The sequence below is a fragment of the Pseudomonas sp. genome (assembly GCF_049300855.1).
Taxonomy (GTDB): Bacteria; Pseudomonadota; Gammaproteobacteria; order Pseudomonadales; family Pseudomonadaceae; genus Aquipseudomonas.
In genome coordinates this window covers 335603-350324 of sequence record NZ_JBAQKH010000026.1, presented here as the reverse complement: position 1 = coordinate 350324, position 14722 = coordinate 335603, and the positions used below count along the sequence as shown (strand labels likewise).

Genomic DNA, 14722 nt, shown 5'->3' with positions numbered 1-14722 from the left:
ATTACTGACCGAGGGTCAGTACCTTCTGCATCATGGTTTTGGCGGTGTTCATCATTTCGGCGTTGGTCTGGAAGGACCGGCTCGCGGAAATCATGTCAGCCATTTCTTCCACCACGTTGACGTTCGGGTAGTAGACGTAGCCTTTGGCGTCGGCCGCCGGATGGTTCGGCTCGTAGCGCGCTTCGAGATTGCTCTGGTCTTCGACCACGCCGAGTACCTGCACGCCTTGACCGGCGGCATCCTGGCTCTGGAACAGCGAGTTGCTGCCGCTGTTCTGGCCGCCCTGGAACATGGTGGCGAACACCGGGTGACGGGCGCGATAGGTCTGGTCGATGCTCGACGAGACGGTTTCGGCGTTGGCGATGTTCGACGCCACGGTGTTCAGGCGTGTGGTCTGTGCGCTCATGCCGCTGCCGGCAATGTTGAAAACGCTGGACAGGGACATGGATTACTCTCCGCGCAGGGCTGACACCAGCCCTTTGAATTTGCTGTTGAGCAGGGTGAAGCTGGCCTGGAAGCCGACCGCGTTTTCCGCGTAGTTCGACTGTTCCAGTTGGGCGTCCACGGTGTTCTGGTCGATCGACGGTTGCATCGGCGTGCGATACATCAGCGATTCGTCGCCATTGCCCAGGCCTTCAGCTTCGATGTGACGGCTGTTGGTCATGTTCAGGGCGATGGTGCCGTTCGCATTTTTCTGGGTCTGTGCTTCAAGCACTTTGGAGAAATCCAGATCCCGAGCCTTGTAGTTCGGGGTGTCGGCGTTGGCGATGTTGTTGGCCAGCACTTCGGCACGCTGGGCGCGGAAGCCCAATGCCTTTTCGTGAATGCCGAGCGCTTTATCGAAGCTGATGCTCATGTCGGGAACCTTCAGGTGACCGGTTTTTCGTAACTGAGCTTTAGCAAGCGCCGTGCCAAACCGAAAAACGCCCGTAAACCGGGGCTTTGCCGGGAATTGGCAAAGCGGCAATGCCAGAAAAGCGGCAACCGGTTTCCGCCGCATGCCGCTTTTCTGCCGCTTGCCGTGCCATCAATATCACCGCCGGACAACTGTGGGAGCGAGCTTGCTCGCGAAGGCGGTGTGTCAGCCGATGCAAATGCAGGCCTCTTCGCGAGCAAGCTCGCTCCCACAGGGATTTTTGGTGTTAAGGAGAATTTCTTCGGGCATAAAAAAACGGCAGGCCTTTGCGGGCCCGCCGTTTTTTGTATTGCCGCTGCAATCACTTCGCCTGGTAAATGATCCCCGGGCTGCACTGGACCATCTGGTAATGGTCCGGCAAACCGTTCAGCGCTTCGGACGCGCCAAGGAACAGATAACCGCCCGGCTTCAAGGTGCTGTGAATGCGCAACAGGATGTCTTTCTTCACTTCGGCAGAGAAGTAGATCAACACGTTGCGGCAGAACACGATGTCGAACTTGCCCAGCGCGGCATAGCTGTCGAGCAGGTTGAACGAGCGAAATTCCACCCGGTTCTTGATCGGCGCCTTGATCACCCAGCGCCCCGGCCCTTTCGGGTCGAAGTAACGCTGCAGACGTTCCGGCGACAAACCGCGACCGATCGCCAGACTGTCGTACTCGCCGGTCTTGCAGTTGGTCAGCATCAGGCCGGACAGATCCGTGGCAACGATCTGCACACCCATTTTCAACTGACCTAGGTTGGTGCGCTCGAACTCGTCGATCGACATCGACAGCGAATACGGCTCCTGCCCCGACGAGCACGCCGCCGACCAGATCCGCAGACGCTGGTTGGGGCTGGCCTTGATCGCTTCAGGCAGGACCTTGTTCTTCAAGACTTCAAACGGATAGGTGTCACGAAACCACAGGGTTTCGTTGGTCGTCATGGCATCGACCACTTGCTCGCGCAAACCGCTGCGCGGCTGGGTCTGGATGCGCTGAACCAACTCACCCAGGGATTTGATGCCTTGCTGCTCCATCAGTTTGTTGAGACGGCTCGAGACCAGGTACTGCTTGTTTTCACCGAGCAAAATGCCACAGGCTTTTTCCAGGAAGACCCGGAACTGTTCGAAATCCAAATTACCCGTAGACAATGATGCCGCCTCTTAAATCGTGTTGACCGCCAGGAGCAAAGCGCTCCTAGCTGATATCTGCTGCTTTGATCCGGTCGACTACCCGGGATGCCAGGTCATCAGGACGGAATTTGGCCAAAAAGTCATCGGCACCGACTTTCTTGACCATCGCCTGATTGAATACCCCGGACAACGAAGTATGCAGGATGATATGAAGCTTTTGCATGCGCGGGTCAGCGCGAATCTCGGCCGTCAAAGTGTATCCGTCCATCTCCGGCATCTCGATGTCGGAGATCATCATCAGAAACTCTTCTTCCGGCTTCTTGCCCTCATCGACCAGCTTGCGCAGGTAATCCAGCGCCTGCTTGCCGTCGTTCAGCGCCACCACTTCGACACCGACCGTCTGCAGGCAACGCGTGACCTGCTTGCGCGCCACCGACGAGTCATCGACCGTCAGCACTCGCAGCGACAACGCTTTGGTCTGGGTCTCGACATCGACCACGCCGACCGAAATCGCTTCCGGTGTCGGCGCAACTTCCGCCAGCACTTTCTCGACGTCGATGATTTCGACTAACTGATTGTCCACCCGAGTCACAGCGGTCAGATAATGATCGCGACCCGTGCCCTTGGGCGGTGGATGAATCTCTTCCCAGTTCATGTTGACGATGCGCTCCACCGAGCGGACCAGGAAACCCTGGGTCTTGGTGTTGTACTCCGTGATGATCACGAACGGGTTTTTCTTGTCTTTCAACGCTCCGGAACCGGTCGCCATTGCCAGATCAAGGATCGGAATGGTCGCCCCCCGGATATTTGCCACCCCGCACACGACAGGACTGGACTTGGGCATCAACGTCAGTGACGGGCACTGCAACACTTCCCGTACCTTGAACACGTTGATTCCGTAGAGCTGCTGACCGTCAAGACGGAACAACAACAGCTCCAGGCGATTCTGCCCTACCAGTTGCGTGCGCTGGTTCACCGAATCCATTACACCAGCCATGCCCAGACTCCTACACCAACGCCAAGTGTTGTTGCGACGCACATTCATTGCTAAACGGCACGGCGCTTGCTTTTTAACTCGTATGAACGCTCAAACGACATTTTTCCGACGCCTGACATCGCCCCTCCGCAGAGGGCTTTGCGTTGCGTGCGCCATTTGCTGCTCTTTCGCTGGCAGCCCTGCCATTGCTGATGCGGTTACCTTGCCTGACATGCTTATCGGCGTCACTCAGGGCTTTCTTGAGTTCACCGTAGAAGACTATCTGGCCACCAGTCAAACGGAAGGCCGCTACGAAATCGAAGTCAACCAGCTCGACCCCCGTATGCGCATGCCTATGTGCGACAAGGAATTGACAGCCAGTTTGGAGAGTCCGGCACGTCCGCTGGGCCGGGTAACGGTCAAGGTTCGCTGTGAAGGCGCCTCGCCCTGGACCGTGTTCGTGCCCGCTCAAGTCCGCCTGTTTCGCGAAATTGTGACCACCACCCGACCGCTCAAACGCGCCGGGATTATCGCGCCGCAGGACGTGACCTTGCGTGAACGCGACATCAGTCAGATCAATCAGGGATTTCTGACGTCGGTAGACGATGCGATCGGGCAAAAATTAACCCGACCAACGGTAGCTGATCAGGTGATTACCCTGGTCCATCTGGAACAGGCAGAAGTCATTCGCAAGGGCGATCAAGTGGTGATCACCGCACGCAGCGGTACACTCGCCGTGCGCATGCCCGGTGAAGCCCTGTCCAATGGCGGTTTGAAAGAACAGATCCGGGTAAAAAACCTCAACTCGCAACGGGTCATCAAGGCGCAAGTCACCGCGCCGGGCCAAGTGGAAGTGGCGATGTAGAAAACTGGCGCTGGCCCCGGCTGTTCCCTAAACTGTGCCGCAGCAGGACACGCGCCGGCGCATGCAAGGCTCATTGTAAATGTGCCTAAAGTTTTCCAGGGGATGGCCGAAAACATGGCAAGCGTCCAAATTCCCAGAGGTTTTTATCATGGTCATCGATTTCAGCCGTTTGAACAGCTCCTCGTCACTTACGGGCAGTACACGTACCAGCAACGCCAAGGAAACCGCCGAAACCGGCACCTCCGCGCCGCTGAATACCCAGGCCGAACCGGCCAGTACCGCAAAAAGCGGGGAATCGGTACACCTCAGCAATGAGGCTCAACAGTTGCAGAAGGTCACTGACAAGCTGCGCGATCAACCTGCTGTCGACAAAGCCCGTGTGGCCGAGTTGAAAGCGGCGATTGCCGATGGCAGCTATAAAGTCGACAGCAACCGTGTAGCCAGCAAACTGCTCAACTTCGAAGCCCAGCGCTAGGCCTTTGCCTGCGCGAGGCTTTTGGACGCTTAAACCCCAAGGCCAGCCATGCACGACACTAATTTATTGCAACTGATCAACGACGACTTTGCTCCAGCGCAACAATTGCTGGAGTTATTGCAAACCGAGTCCCTCGCCTTGCACGGTCGCGACATGCCGCTGCTGGAAGAAATTCTGGCGCACAAACAGGCATTGATCATTCTGCTTGAACAGCATGGCCGCAAACGCAGCGAAATCCTCGCCAGCCTCAACTTGCCGACCGATCGCAGCGGCCTTGCGCAACTGGCCAGCCAATCGAGCATTGGCGACCAGTTGCTGACGCAAGGCGATGCATTGACTGATCTGATCGCTCAATGCCAGACGGCCAATCTCAAGAATGGCCAGTCGATCCAGATCCAGCAGGCCTCCACGGCCAATCAGTTGAAGATCCTCACCGGCGGTGAAGCACCGGCGCTGTATAACGCCAGTGGTACTTTCGCCAAACCGGCCGTACCGCGTCCGCTCAGCCAGGCATGAGCCGTTGATGCGTCAGCACTATCAACCCGCGGAACATGCTGGCAAAATGCTGGCAAGTCGTCATATTTTGTCTGGAGATTGATAAACCGTGTCCAACGCCCTCAGCGCGGATGATGCTCCGCAGCCCCCTAAGGTGCTTACCACGCCACTGGAAATCTCCAGCAACCTGCGCCAGCTGCAAGAAAGCCACGATCCGCTGATCATCACCTTTCATGAGCGCAGCCAGCGCTTCCAGAGCTACCTGATCAAAGTCGACCGCGACAGCGCTTCGATCGCTCTGGACGAAATGATCCCGCGCGATGGCGAACGCTTCCTGCTGGCCGGCGAACCGTTCAGGGTCGAAGGTTTTCACGAAGGTGTGCGCATTGCCTGGGAATGCACCGGCACACTGAACATCGAAGAGTCCGAAGGTGATCGGTTCTACACCGGTGACTTGCCGACCGAAGTGGTTTATCACCAGCGTCGCAATGCGTTTCGCGCAGCTTTGAAGCTGACTGATCTGGTCAGCGTCGAACTGGGCGGGGAAAAGCTCAAGGCACCGATCAACGGCAAGCTGCTGGATATTTCCGCGACCGGTTGCAAGCTGCGCTTCGAAGGCGACATCACTGATCGCCTGCAACTGGGTCAGGTCTACGACCGCTTGATCGCCCCACCGCTGTTTGGCAACCAGCCGACCTCCGTCGAACTGCGTTATCTGCATTTCGAAGAAAAACTCAACATCACCTTTGCCGGCCTGCGCTTCCACAACATCAGTGGCCAGGCAGCCCGCAACGTTGAACGCTTTGTTTATCAGTTGCAGCGCGAAGCACGGCGTTTCGATAAAGACGATCTCTGATTCGCACGCCAACACAAAAAAGGGCAGCCCCGAATGGGACTGCCCTTTTTTCATGCCTGCTGAAAATGCCAGGTTCACTAAATCCCTATGGCGTCAGGGCCGCGCACCGCTGATGTCCGGCGTCGGTTTATCGCTGCCGTCATCCGGGTCAGGCACCACCGCCGGATCAGGCTGAATGTCAGGCTCTGGATCAGGTTGCGGTTCTGGCTCAGGCGCCACGGGATTCTGCATCTGCTCCTGCACCACCTGCTCATCCACGCGCGGGTCCAATGCTGCCACCAGCGGCGAACTGGACATACTGTCCGGCATGGCCACGTGATGCAGCGGTGCATCGTCGACCTGGTGCAGATTGGTCACGGCTTTCGGCCGGATCCGCCACACCAGCACCAACGCGAAGAAGCTGAAAAACGCATACAGGCTCTGGCTGCCGAACAGCTTCATCAGTACGCCTGCGAGCAACGGCCCGATGCTCGCGCCGACACCGTAAGTGACCAGCAGCATCGCCGTCAGCGACACCCGGCGATCACCTTCAACGTGGTCGTTGGAGAACGCCACCGCCAATGGATACAGACAGAACTGCACCAGCGAACAGAGGAAGCCAACCCCGAACAACACTTCCAGCGGCACGTGCGGAAGGATCGCCAGCGGCAACGCCGCCACCGCAAGGAACCCGGCAAAGCAACGAATCAACAGCGCCCGGTCATAGCGATCGGACAACCAGCCCAACGGCCACTGCACCAGCAAACCGGCGAAAATGCAGCTACCCATGAACAGACCGACCTGCTCGGTCGACAACCCCTGCTGCGAGGCATACAGCGGCGCCAGACCGTAGAACGAACCGATGATCAGCCCCGCCCCGAGCACCGTACTCAACGACTGCGGCACACGCTTGATAAAAAAGCGCGGCTCCATCGGCGCCGGATGCAACGGCGCCGGGTGAATCCGCCGGGTCAGGGTCACCGGCACCAGACACAGCGCAAAGCACAGCGCGACCAGCATCAGCAGTTCCAGACCCAGGCCCGGATGCATGACCAGAATCAGTTGGCCCAACACCAGTCCCAGATACGAGGCGATCATGTAACCGCTGAACACCAGCCCACGCTGGTTGGCGTCCGCCTGCTCGTTGAGCCAGCTCTCGATCACCATGTATTGGCACATCATGCCCAGACCGACGATGGTCCGCAGCACCAGCCAGGCCGGCAACCAGTCGACCAGACCATGGCCGAGCACCGCAGCCCCGACGATCCCGGCACACGCCGAATACGCACGGATATGCCCGACCCGGGCAATCAACCGGTGGCCGATCTTGCCGCCCAGCACCAGGCCGAAATAGTTGGCCGCCATCAACGCACCGACCCACAGCCCATCGACATGGTCAGCGGCCAGGCGCAACGCCAGATAAGTAGAAAGAAGGCCCGAGCCGATCAACATCATCAGCGAGGCAAAATACAGCGCTCGAAAGGATTTCCAGATTTGGCGCATCGGCGTTCCGAGCGGCTCCTTGCAGTAAGTACCGGGCTATCAAACGATAGCCCGATGGCGACAGTTCGTCAGGCCTGGGCTGCTAGAACACGCCGTTCCCAGGGAGTGATTTCGTCAAAGAAACTGGTCAACTCCATGGTCTTCGAAGCGATGTAGCCTTCGATGAACTCCTGTCCGAACAGTTCCCTCGCCAATTGGCTACGTTTCAGACGTTCAAGGGCGGCGTGCAAGGTACACGGCAGCGAAAGATTGTCCGGCACCTCGAACTCGCCCTGAATCGCCTCTGTCGGTTCCAACTCGTGCTCGATCCCATGCAAACCGGCGGCCAGACTGGCAGCGATCGCCAGATACGGATTGGCGTCGGCGCCCGGCAAACGGTTCTCGACCCGACGAGCGACCGGCGAACTCGCCGGAATCCGCAGCCCCGCCGCCCGATTGTCGTGGGACCAGCAGGCGTTATTCGGCGATGCATACGGATGGCACAGGCGCTGATAGGAATTCACGTTCGGCGCAAACAACGCGGTGAAGTCGGCCATGCCCGCCTGCTGTCCACCGATGAAGTGGCGGAACATCGCCGTCGGCTCACCGTGCGCGTCACTGAAGACGTTCTTGCCGCTGTCGATGTCGACGATGCTCTGATGAATGTGCATCGAACTGCCCGGCGTGTGCGCCAGCGGTTTGGCCATGCACACCACGGTCAAGCCGTGCTTGAGCGCGACTTCCTTGAGCAGGTGTTTGAACAGGAACGTCTGGTCGGCGAGCAACAGCGGATCGCCGTGCAGCAGATTGATCTCGAACTGGCTGACACCCATTTCATGCATGAAGGTATCGCGCGGCAGGCCGAGCGCCGCCATGCATTTGTAGACTTCGCTGAAGAACGGCCGCAGACCGTTGTTGGAACTGACGCTGAACGCCGACAAGCCGTCTTCGCGACGACCGTCGAGGCCAACCGGTGGACGGAACGGCTGAGTCGGATCGGTGTTCGGCGCGAAAACGAAAAATTCCAGTTCGGTGGCCACCACCGGCGCCAGACCGCGCGCGGCATAACGGGCGATGACCGCTTTGAGTTGGCCACGGGTCGAGAGGTTGGAGCTTTCGCCGGTCAGTTCATCGGCATCGCAAATGGCCAGGGCACGCGGGTCGTCACTCCATGGCAAACGGTGGATCTGGGTCGGTTCGGCAATCAGCGCGAGATCGCCGTCATCGCTGCCGTAAAACCGTGCCGCTGGATAACCACCCATGATGCATTGCAGCAGCACGCCACGCGCCAGCTGCAAACGCCGCCCCTCGAGGAAACCCTCGGCGGTCATCACCTTGCCCCGTGGTACGCCGTTCAAATCCGGCGTGACACATTCAATCTCATCAATGCCCGTCAATCGCTGCGCGAGTGAACGCTGACCATCGGTAGTCATGACGCTATCCTTGTTATTGTGCGAGCCGCGAACGGCGACTCGTACAAAATAGGCTCCGGCTGTTCGGAATATCAAGCAGCGTCAAAACAAAAACCCGCGTCACGGCAGATAAAGGCTGAACACCCCGCCGCCGAGCGGTCCGCCGTTGCTGATTTCGGTGCGACCTTCGACGCCATTGCGCTGATGCAACGCCGCGATCCGGTTGGCGAAGTACAGGCCAAGCCCGGTACTGCCGCTGCTGTGATTGATGCCCTGCACGTAATCGGCCTGACGCTCGAGCATCTCGGGCGGATAACCGTCGCCGTCATCATTGATGCTCAGCACCAACTGCCCGGCTTCGTCGCTGACGGTGATCAGCAACGATTCGCGCGCATAACGAATCGCATTGTTGATGCAGTTACCAAGCACCGAAGCGATCAGTTCACGGTCGAAGAAACCCAGCGGGCTCAGCGGATCGACTTCATAGGTGGCGATGATCCCGCGACTGGCAAACACCTCTTGATGCGCCGCCAGTTGCGCCTCGATGAAATCGTCGAGTTCGTGATAGGCCGGTTGCAGCGGCATCTGGTTGACGCCCAGCTTATACAGGCCAAGCAGTTGCACCAGCATGCCGTTGAGGTGGGCGAACTCGAAGTCGATCACGCCCTGCTCCGCGCCTTGCCGTTGGGCCTCGGGCAAGCGCGCCAGCCATTGGCTGTGGGCCTGCATGAGCATCGCCAGCGAGTTCTTCATGTCGTGGACGGTGGAGGCGATCACCGTGGAAAAATCCAGAGATTGCTCGTCGTGGTTCATTCGCCAAACGCCTTGCTTTTCAGCTTCTGATAACGCGCAAAACGCGCGTCGGTGTCGGGCATCAGGCCAACCATTTTCAGGCAGGCCCGACATTCTTCCAGCTCCGCCGACGGCACACTGGTGTCGGTGCCGTGCAGCAGCGACTGGGCCATGTTCAGCGCGATACTGATGTTCTTCGGTTGCATCTTCAGCGCCTTGCGGAAGACCTCGCGGGCCTCCACCAGATTGCCGGTCTTGTACACGCGCACGCCCTGGCGGTTGAGGTCAGCGGCCGCATTGCTGGAACTGAGGATAGTCGGGTCATCGGTGAGCTTGGCGATGTCTTTCATCACCGCCGGGTCATCACCGTAGATCTCCGCGCAGCTCTTGAGCATCGAGGTGCCCGCCTCGGCCTGACCGAGCATCTGCAACTGCTTGGCGACCAACAACGCCGCTTCCGGGCTCATGAATTGCTCCATGCCGTCGAGACGCATCAGCGCTTGCTCGGTGAGCTTGTCGGCGGTTTCGGCATCGTTGAGCAGCAGGCTGGTGGCCTTCATCAGGCGTGCACGAATCTGCAGGCCGGGGTCGCTCGGGTTCTCTTTGGCCACGGCACTGAGGGTGGTGTTGATCTCCAGCCGCGTGCGCGTGTCGAGCCCGCGCTCGCTGCCCTTGCTGATCAGCGCATGGGCCAGCCCGAGGTTGCTTTCCGGATCCTTGAAGCGTGACTGCGCGCCTTGCGCCACGGCCTGACGATAGGCGCGCGAGGCAGTGTCGAAATCCTCGTTGGTCATCGCCAGTTTGCCGAGCAAGGCCTGGCGACGCACTGCCAGCGGCGACAGGCGAATCGCCTCTTCCAGCACCCGCTGCGCACCTTTGGTGTCGCCCTCGGCAACCAGCACGTCGGCCATGCCGTCGTACAGCGACGGCATCATCGGGAACACTTTCAGCGCTTTCTCATAGACACCTTTGGCCTGCGCCACCTGACCACGCTTGAACAGCAATTTGCCCAGCCCGGCAAACGCCCACGGCAACGGCCGGTCAGCGATGATGCTGTCGTAAAGGCGCTCGAGCGCTTCGTTCTGGTTCATGTCGCGCAACGCATCGGCGCGGTAGCGCAGGCACAACGGCGAATAACGAATGTCCTGCTTGCACAGCGCAATACAGGCATTGAGCACCTCGACCGGTTTGCCACGATCAAGGGCTTGCAGAATCGGTTTGAGCAACGTCTTGCGTTGTTCCAGACGCTCCAGGCGCTGCGCCAGCCCGGAACGGTTGAACGGTTTGGTCAGGTACGCATCGGGCTCGTGCTCCAGCGCACTGAGCACCATCGCCTGACTGGTCTCGGCAGTAACCATGACGAACACCGCTTCATGGCTGATCAGCTTTTCCAGCATCAGGTCTTCGAGCACCTGCTGGCCGTTTTTCTTGCCGTCGCCGAGATGGAAATCCTGCAGGATGAAATCGTAGGACTTCTGCGCACACATCTTCAGCGCCTGCTCACCGGTATCCGCAGTGTCGACGTCCTTGACCCCAAGTTCGCGCAGCATTGAACGCACGGAACTGCGGAAATCCGAGAAATCATCGACGATCAGAAAACTCTTTTGGTGATACGACAGCATCGAAGATTTCCAGGCAATTGAAGTGAGGGCAATTTCAGGCGCGCAGATGATAGCTGCCGGCCAAATGCTATCAAGCGAATTCACGCGACTTTTAAGTCACCGAGTGGGTTATCGGCCACCAGTGGCGTTCTCTGAAGCGTGCACTTCAAGATTCCTCGTTATGCGATTACTCTGCTCAGCTTCTTGGCTTTCCACTACAAGGTTGCTCTCGTGTACATCAAAGGACGTTGCATCGTGTCCGCCTGTGCGCTGCTGTTTTTCCAGCAGGCGATGGCGGCGGGAATGGATTGTGCGAAAGCGGTGAGTGCAGTTGAGAACGCTGTTTGTGCGGATAAAGGGTTGTATGCGCTGGATACTCAGATGGGCGCTACCTACAGCAAACTCATGAAGTCCATGCCAGACACAAAGGCCGAGCTGAAAAGCACTCAACGCCTTTGGCTAAAGGATCGTGACCAATGCGCTGAGGATGTCAGCTGTTTGAATCAGCGTTATCGCGAACGCCTGGAATCGCTGCAAGCGCAATGGATCGATACGCTGGCGTATTCGCCCGACGCGACAGACAAACAGGTGATGGCGCAACTGCAGCAGCGAATTGAGGCAGCGCGCAAGGTTGATCCCGAGTTTGCACTGGAAAAGACCCTTGATGCATTCACGGTAAACCTCGATGGAACGTCTTTCGCCGGTATCCCCGATGACGATGAGCAAACGCACTTTCCCGAGACGATCCCGAATGGGGTGAGTCAGGATGAATGGAAGGCATTAACTGCGTCCAACATCACCGGGGCCGCCGACACAGGCCAGACGACTTATATCCTCACTGATCTGGATGGCGATGGACTGCGCGACCTGATCGTTGAAACCTATTCCGGCGGTACAGGGTTGTTCTCGTATACCGAAACCTGGCGCGGCATGGGCAAAAGATTCACCAGAAGAGGCGCCGAAGCGGCTCCCGAAGCCAATGGCGAGACAACCCTTTTCTACACCAATGATCGCGGCGCCAATCAAGCGGTCAACTGGATCAAGGTGAACGGGAAAATCTACGCCGCCTACCGAGACAGCGCCTACGGTGTCGATAAGGTCTATCTGCTCAATCCCTTGCAGATCAACCGTCAGGTCCCGGCGATAACGTTGCAGTATCGATATGAACTGAACGTGCCTCGTACTCAGGCGAATCAGGACAATACAACAGCCTACGAACTGGAACCGGCCGTGCAAAAAGCGCTTATGCAAGGCTTGGCCAAGACAGGCAATAACGAAACACCGAACTCCAAACCGATCTGCCCAATCCCTGCGTCAGGCCCCGGGGACGACGACTATTACAGTTACGGCGCAAGTTATTACACGATGGAACCGGTCGCTGACGTTCCGGTGATCCTCGGCAATGACTGTTTCATCGCCAGACTGATCAATTGGTATGGCTCCTACGATGAAAAATCCGGGCTGTTTGCTCAACTGACCCTGCGTAAGCCGGGGTCTGAAGAACAGGCACAGAGTTACACGGTCAATGGCCGCCGCCACATCACCCAAGTCAGCACTTCGATAGGTAAGGCTGAGGGTGGTGCGGCAAACTAGGCAGCGGTGACTGGAACGAAAAAGCCCCGGCAGACCATTCTGCGCGGGGCTTTTTTGCGAGCATTTGCAATGCACTGAATGATGGTGTCCCAGGGCAGGTTCGAACTGCCAACCTTCCCCTTAGGAGGGGGATGCTCTATCCAATTGAGCTACTGAGACACTGTGTTATCGCGGCCAGAGACGGTGCGACGGACGGCGTGCATGTTAACGGCCAGGCCCTGATTTGTCATGTCGTCCGTGGCGCTTTTTAAGTGTAGGCAGGCGCCTTGCAATGCTGCGGGAAGTTTTACCGTGCATTTTGCACTACCGCAAAAAGCCAGCATTGCAGATTGCAACCCGACCGTTCGGAAAAACCCTTCCAAATCCTTGTTTTTAAAGGACTTAACAGCGGTTAGACTGTTGGCACGCCGGCTGCTTTGTCTGTTCCATAGAAGAACAATCGGAGCAGCCCCCATGAACAGCACCCTCTTGCTCGCAAACGCAGCCGCATTGGCGGTTTTGGTGGGTTTTCACTTCGCCCCACAGGGTGCTGCGCCGGAACCGGTGGCTCAGCGCATGCCGCATTACTTGCAGGTGCAGAAAGCGCCGCAGTGGGCGGTGTTGAATGATCGCAGTGATGTCGCCCCACAGGCAGTCAGTGAACCTGTGCAGGCGCTGACTGGGTCCGTTGGCGAACGTCTGGTTTTTTGAAATATCTTCAGGAGTACAGCATGTCCAAGTCCGCTGCAGGATTTCTGATCCTCGCCTTATTGAGTGGCGTTGTGCATTTTTCGCTGTTCGAGGACACCGAAATCACCCTGCCGTTGATTGGCTGTGGCGTGTTCGCGGTGTTGTTTGTGTTGGCGTTGGTGGCCGGGCGCCGGATCAAGTTTGATCCGGTGTTGCGTTGAGCCGGATCAGCTCGAGCAATTGATGGACGGCGGCTGCCAGGTCGCCGGAGTTATCGATCAAGTGCACCGGTGCGTCACTTGATCGCCTGTCTTTGAACAGCGCGTTGCGGGCGAGTCGGGCGTCGATCTGTTCCAGCGTCTCTCGACCACGGCGCAACAAGCGTTCGCGCAACACCTCATCCTTGACTGTCAGCAGAACCGGCAACAATGTCGGATAGCATTCCATCGCCTGGCGCAGGTTGGCGCGCGAGCCGTTCACCAGTACATCGCGCCCGGCTCGCAACCATTCGTCCATTTCTCGGGGGATGCCGTAGGCAAGACCATTGGCCTGCCATGCGAGGGAAAACTCGCCGGCGCCCTGACGTTGCTCGAACTCTGCAGGCGTAACGCCGATGGCATCTTCGCCCACTGACTCCGCTGATCGGGTAATCACCCGACGGATGATTTCGCAGTTTCTCGCCCGCAATGGCTCACGCGCAGCCTCGATCAGGCTGTCCTTGCCTGAACCGGAAGGTCCCATCAGATAAATAAGCCTGCCATCCATCCTGAAAACGCCCTCCGGCCGGTGTCTGCCCCTAGTAAATCGGCAAATTGCCACTATCCTGTACAGGTAAGGAACAAAGGATTGAAACCCGCATAGCATGCACGTTCTGAGGTCTACGGACATCAATTGATCTGCATGAAGAAGCGGTCAGAGATGCCGGCCAAGGTAAAGTTTTCCAACCAGTCCGCATTTCTGATAATTGGTGCTGGCATTACGCCTTTACCCGGCTCAATATTTGTCACAGAATTGACGCCAATGATCTGGCAATTTTGAGGCATGATGCCGGCCTCTTAACAATTCAGGTTGAACCATTTGGCGCGGATGCTTGTCCTACCACACATCCTGCGGCCAATCCCGAGAACCGCTCCCCTGAACTAACCGGTTAAATATATGCGCCCATTGAAACAGGCAATTTATTCCAGCCGTACGGCTGACAAGTTCGTCGTACGTCTGCCAGACGGAATGCGTGAACGCATTGCCGAGGTGGCTCGCAATCATCATCGCAGCATGAACTCCGAGATCATTGCGCGCCTTGAGCAGAGTCTTATTCAGGAAGGCGCATTGGGCGAAGAGCTGAGCATGCGCCTGGACAGCCCGGAGCTGTCGTTGCACGAGCGCGAGCTGCTGCAACGCTTCCGTCAGCTGTCGCACCGTCAACAAAACGCGTTGGTGTCCTTGATCGCCCACGACGCCGAGATGGCCGCAGACGCGTCCTGAGCCATACCGAACACCTCA

The 14722-nt window shown here is 58.0% G+C and carries 17 protein-coding genes and 1 tRNA gene; 8 read left to right on the top strand and 10 right to left on the bottom strand.

Annotated features, from left to right (window positions below):
* Position 1 precedes the first annotated feature (1 nt).
* The 4 genes from flgC to WA225_RS11170 form a co-directional block, all read right to left on the bottom strand.
* Positions 2-445 carry a flagellar basal body rod protein FlgC gene (gene flgC / locus WA225_RS11185; protein ID WP_003227217.1) on the bottom strand — a complete coding sequence of 148 codons (444 nt, stop codon included), beginning with the start codon at positions 443-445 and terminating at the stop codon, positions 2-4.
* A 3-nt stretch (positions 446-448) separates the two neighbouring features.
* On the bottom strand, positions 449-856 hold the full coding sequence (gene flgB / locus WA225_RS11180; protein ID WP_007917581.1) for a flagellar basal body rod protein FlgB: 408 nt from the start codon (positions 854-856) through the stop codon (positions 449-451).
* A gap of 361 nt (positions 857-1217) precedes the next feature.
* Positions 1218-2045, bottom strand: a complete 828-nt coding sequence (cheR, locus tag WA225_RS11175) for a protein-glutamate O-methyltransferase CheR (RefSeq protein ID WP_016983976.1) — start codon at positions 2043-2045, stop codon at positions 1218-1220.
* Positions 2046-2091: 46 nt separating this feature from the next.
* Positions 2092-3024 carry a chemotaxis protein CheV gene (locus WA225_RS11170; RefSeq protein ID WP_158954473.1) on the bottom strand — a complete coding sequence of 311 codons (933 nt, stop codon included), beginning with the start codon at positions 3022-3024 and terminating at the stop codon, positions 2092-2094.
* Between the two features lie 82 nt (positions 3025-3106).
* Between WA225_RS11170 and flgA the strand changes: the two genes are divergently transcribed.
* From flgA to WA225_RS11150, 4 genes are all read left to right on the top strand, one after another.
* The gene (gene flgA / locus WA225_RS11165; RefSeq protein ID WP_422607955.1) at positions 3107-3868 is read left to right on the top strand and encodes a flagellar basal body P-ring formation chaperone FlgA; all 762 of its coding nucleotides are present in this window, start codon (positions 3107-3109) and stop codon (positions 3866-3868) included.
* A gap of 148 nt (positions 3869-4016) precedes the next feature.
* Positions 4017-4343, top strand: a complete 327-nt coding sequence (gene flgM / locus WA225_RS11160; RefSeq protein ID WP_077574151.1) for a flagellar biosynthesis anti-sigma factor FlgM — start codon at positions 4017-4019, stop codon at positions 4341-4343.
* A 48-nt stretch (positions 4344-4391) separates the two neighbouring features.
* Positions 4392-4859, top strand: a complete 468-nt coding sequence (locus WA225_RS11155) for a flagella synthesis protein FlgN (RefSeq protein WP_064119922.1) — start codon at positions 4392-4394, stop codon at positions 4857-4859.
* Positions 4860-4947: 88 nt separating this feature from the next.
* Positions 4948-5694, top strand: coding sequence for a flagellar brake protein (locus WA225_RS11150; protein WP_064119923.1), 747 nt, complete (start codon positions 4948-4950; stop codon positions 5692-5694).
* 93 nt (positions 5695-5787) lie between these two features.
* Here the strand turns inward: WA225_RS11150 and WA225_RS11145 are convergent, their stop codons facing one another.
* From WA225_RS11145 to WA225_RS11130, 4 genes are all read right to left on the bottom strand, one after another.
* Positions 5788-7176, bottom strand: coding sequence for an MFS transporter (locus WA225_RS11145; RefSeq protein WP_422607954.1), 1389 nt, complete (start codon positions 7174-7176; stop codon positions 5788-5790).
* Between the two features lie 68 nt (positions 7177-7244).
* Positions 7245-8486 carry a glutamine synthetase family protein gene (locus WA225_RS11140; protein WP_422608214.1) on the bottom strand — a complete coding sequence of 414 codons (1242 nt, stop codon included), beginning with the start codon at positions 8484-8486 and terminating at the stop codon, positions 7245-7247.
* Between the two features lie 201 nt (positions 8487-8687).
* Positions 8688-9380 (bottom strand): sensor histidine kinase, encoded by a 693-nt coding sequence (locus WA225_RS11135; RefSeq protein WP_422607953.1) that lies wholly within the window; start codon positions 9378-9380, stop codon positions 8688-8690.
* The gene (locus WA225_RS11130) at positions 9377-10981 is read right to left on the bottom strand and encodes a response regulator (RefSeq protein WP_422607952.1); all 1605 of its coding nucleotides are present in this window, start codon (positions 10979-10981) and stop codon (positions 9377-9379) included. The genes WA225_RS11135 and WA225_RS11130 overlap by 4 nt, the downstream gene beginning before the upstream one ends.
* A gap of 138 nt (positions 10982-11119) precedes the next feature.
* Here WA225_RS11130 and WA225_RS11125 point away from each other — a divergent pair, with 138 nt between their 5' ends.
* The gene (locus WA225_RS11125; RefSeq protein ID WP_422607951.1) at positions 11120-12553 is read left to right on the top strand and encodes a lysozyme inhibitor LprI family protein; all 1434 of its coding nucleotides are present in this window, start codon (positions 11120-11122) and stop codon (positions 12551-12553) included.
* Positions 12554-12635: 82 nt separating this feature from the next.
* Here the strand turns inward: WA225_RS11125 and WA225_RS11120 are convergent.
* Positions 12636-12712 (bottom strand) — tRNA-Arg (locus tag WA225_RS11120).
* A 294-nt stretch (positions 12713-13006) separates the two neighbouring features.
* Here WA225_RS11120 and WA225_RS11115 point away from each other — a divergent pair.
* Both WA225_RS11115 and WA225_RS11110 read left to right on the top strand, forming a co-directional pair.
* Positions 13007-13243 (top strand): hypothetical protein, encoded by a 237-nt coding sequence (locus WA225_RS11115; RefSeq protein WP_422607950.1) that lies wholly within the window; start codon positions 13007-13009, stop codon positions 13241-13243.
* 20 nt (positions 13244-13263) lie between these two features.
* On the top strand, positions 13264-13443 hold the full coding sequence (locus tag WA225_RS11110; RefSeq protein WP_422607949.1) for a PA3371 family protein: 180 nt from the start codon (positions 13264-13266) through the stop codon (positions 13441-13443).
* Here the strand turns inward: WA225_RS11110 and phnN are convergent.
* On the bottom strand, positions 13418-13987 hold the full coding sequence (gene phnN / locus WA225_RS11105; RefSeq protein ID WP_422607948.1) for a phosphonate metabolism protein/1,5-bisphosphokinase (PRPP-forming) PhnN: 570 nt from the start codon (positions 13985-13987) through the stop codon (positions 13418-13420). The genes WA225_RS11110 and phnN overlap by 26 nt on opposite strands.
* Positions 13988-14377: 390 nt before the next feature.
* On the opposite strand from phnN, the gene WA225_RS11100 reads away from it, so the two are divergent.
* Positions 14378-14704: an Arc family DNA-binding protein gene (locus WA225_RS11100; protein WP_003178899.1), complete on the top strand. Its 327-nt coding sequence runs from the start codon at positions 14378-14380 to the stop codon at positions 14702-14704.
* Positions 14705-14722: the final 18 nt, after the last annotated feature.

Excerpts from the sequence above, each read along its gene's own strand:
- flgC (WP_003227217.1), bottom strand. The coding sequence starts at position 445 with ATGTCCCTGTCCAGCGTTTTCAACATTGCCGGCAGCGGCATGAGCGCA.
- flgB (WP_007917581.1), bottom strand. The coding sequence starts at position 856 with ATGAGCATCAGCTTCGATAAAGCGCTCGGCATTCACGAAAAGGCATTG.
- WA225_RS11170 (WP_158954473.1), bottom strand. The coding sequence starts at position 3,024 with ATGGCTGGTGTAATGGATTCGGTGAACCAGCGCACGCAACTGGTAGGG.
- flgA (WP_422607955.1), top strand. The coding sequence starts at position 3,107 with ATGAACGCTCAAACGACATTTTTCCGACGCCTGACATCGCCCCTCCGC.
- flgM (WP_077574151.1), top strand. The coding sequence starts at position 4,017 with ATGGTCATCGATTTCAGCCGTTTGAACAGCTCCTCGTCACTTACGGGC.
- WA225_RS11155 (WP_064119922.1), top strand. The coding sequence starts at position 4,392 with ATGCACGACACTAATTTATTGCAACTGATCAACGACGACTTTGCTCCA.
- WA225_RS11145 (WP_422607954.1), bottom strand. The coding sequence starts at position 7,176 with ATGCGCCAAATCTGGAAATCCTTTCGAGCGCTGTATTTTGCCTCGCTG.
- WA225_RS11140 (WP_422608214.1), bottom strand. The coding sequence starts at position 8,486 with ATGACCGCCGAGGGTTTCCTCGAGGGGCGGCGTTTGCAGCTGGCGCGT.
- WA225_RS11135 (WP_422607953.1), bottom strand. The coding sequence starts at position 9,380 with ATGAACCACGACGAGCAATCTCTGGATTTTTCCACGGTGATCGCCTCC.
- WA225_RS11130 (WP_422607952.1), bottom strand. The coding sequence starts at position 10,981 with ATGCTGTCGTATCACCAAAAGAGTTTTCTGATCGTCGATGATTTCTCG.
- WA225_RS11115 (WP_422607950.1), top strand. The coding sequence starts at position 13,007 with ATGAACAGCACCCTCTTGCTCGCAAACGCAGCCGCATTGGCGGTTTTG.
- WA225_RS11110 (WP_422607949.1), top strand. The coding sequence starts at position 13,264 with ATGTCCAAGTCCGCTGCAGGATTTCTGATCCTCGCCTTATTGAGTGGC.
- phnN (WP_422607948.1), bottom strand. The coding sequence starts at position 13,987 with ATGGATGGCAGGCTTATTTATCTGATGGGACCTTCCGGTTCAGGCAAG.
- WA225_RS11100 (WP_003178899.1), top strand. The coding sequence starts at position 14,378 with ATGCGCCCATTGAAACAGGCAATTTATTCCAGCCGTACGGCTGACAAG.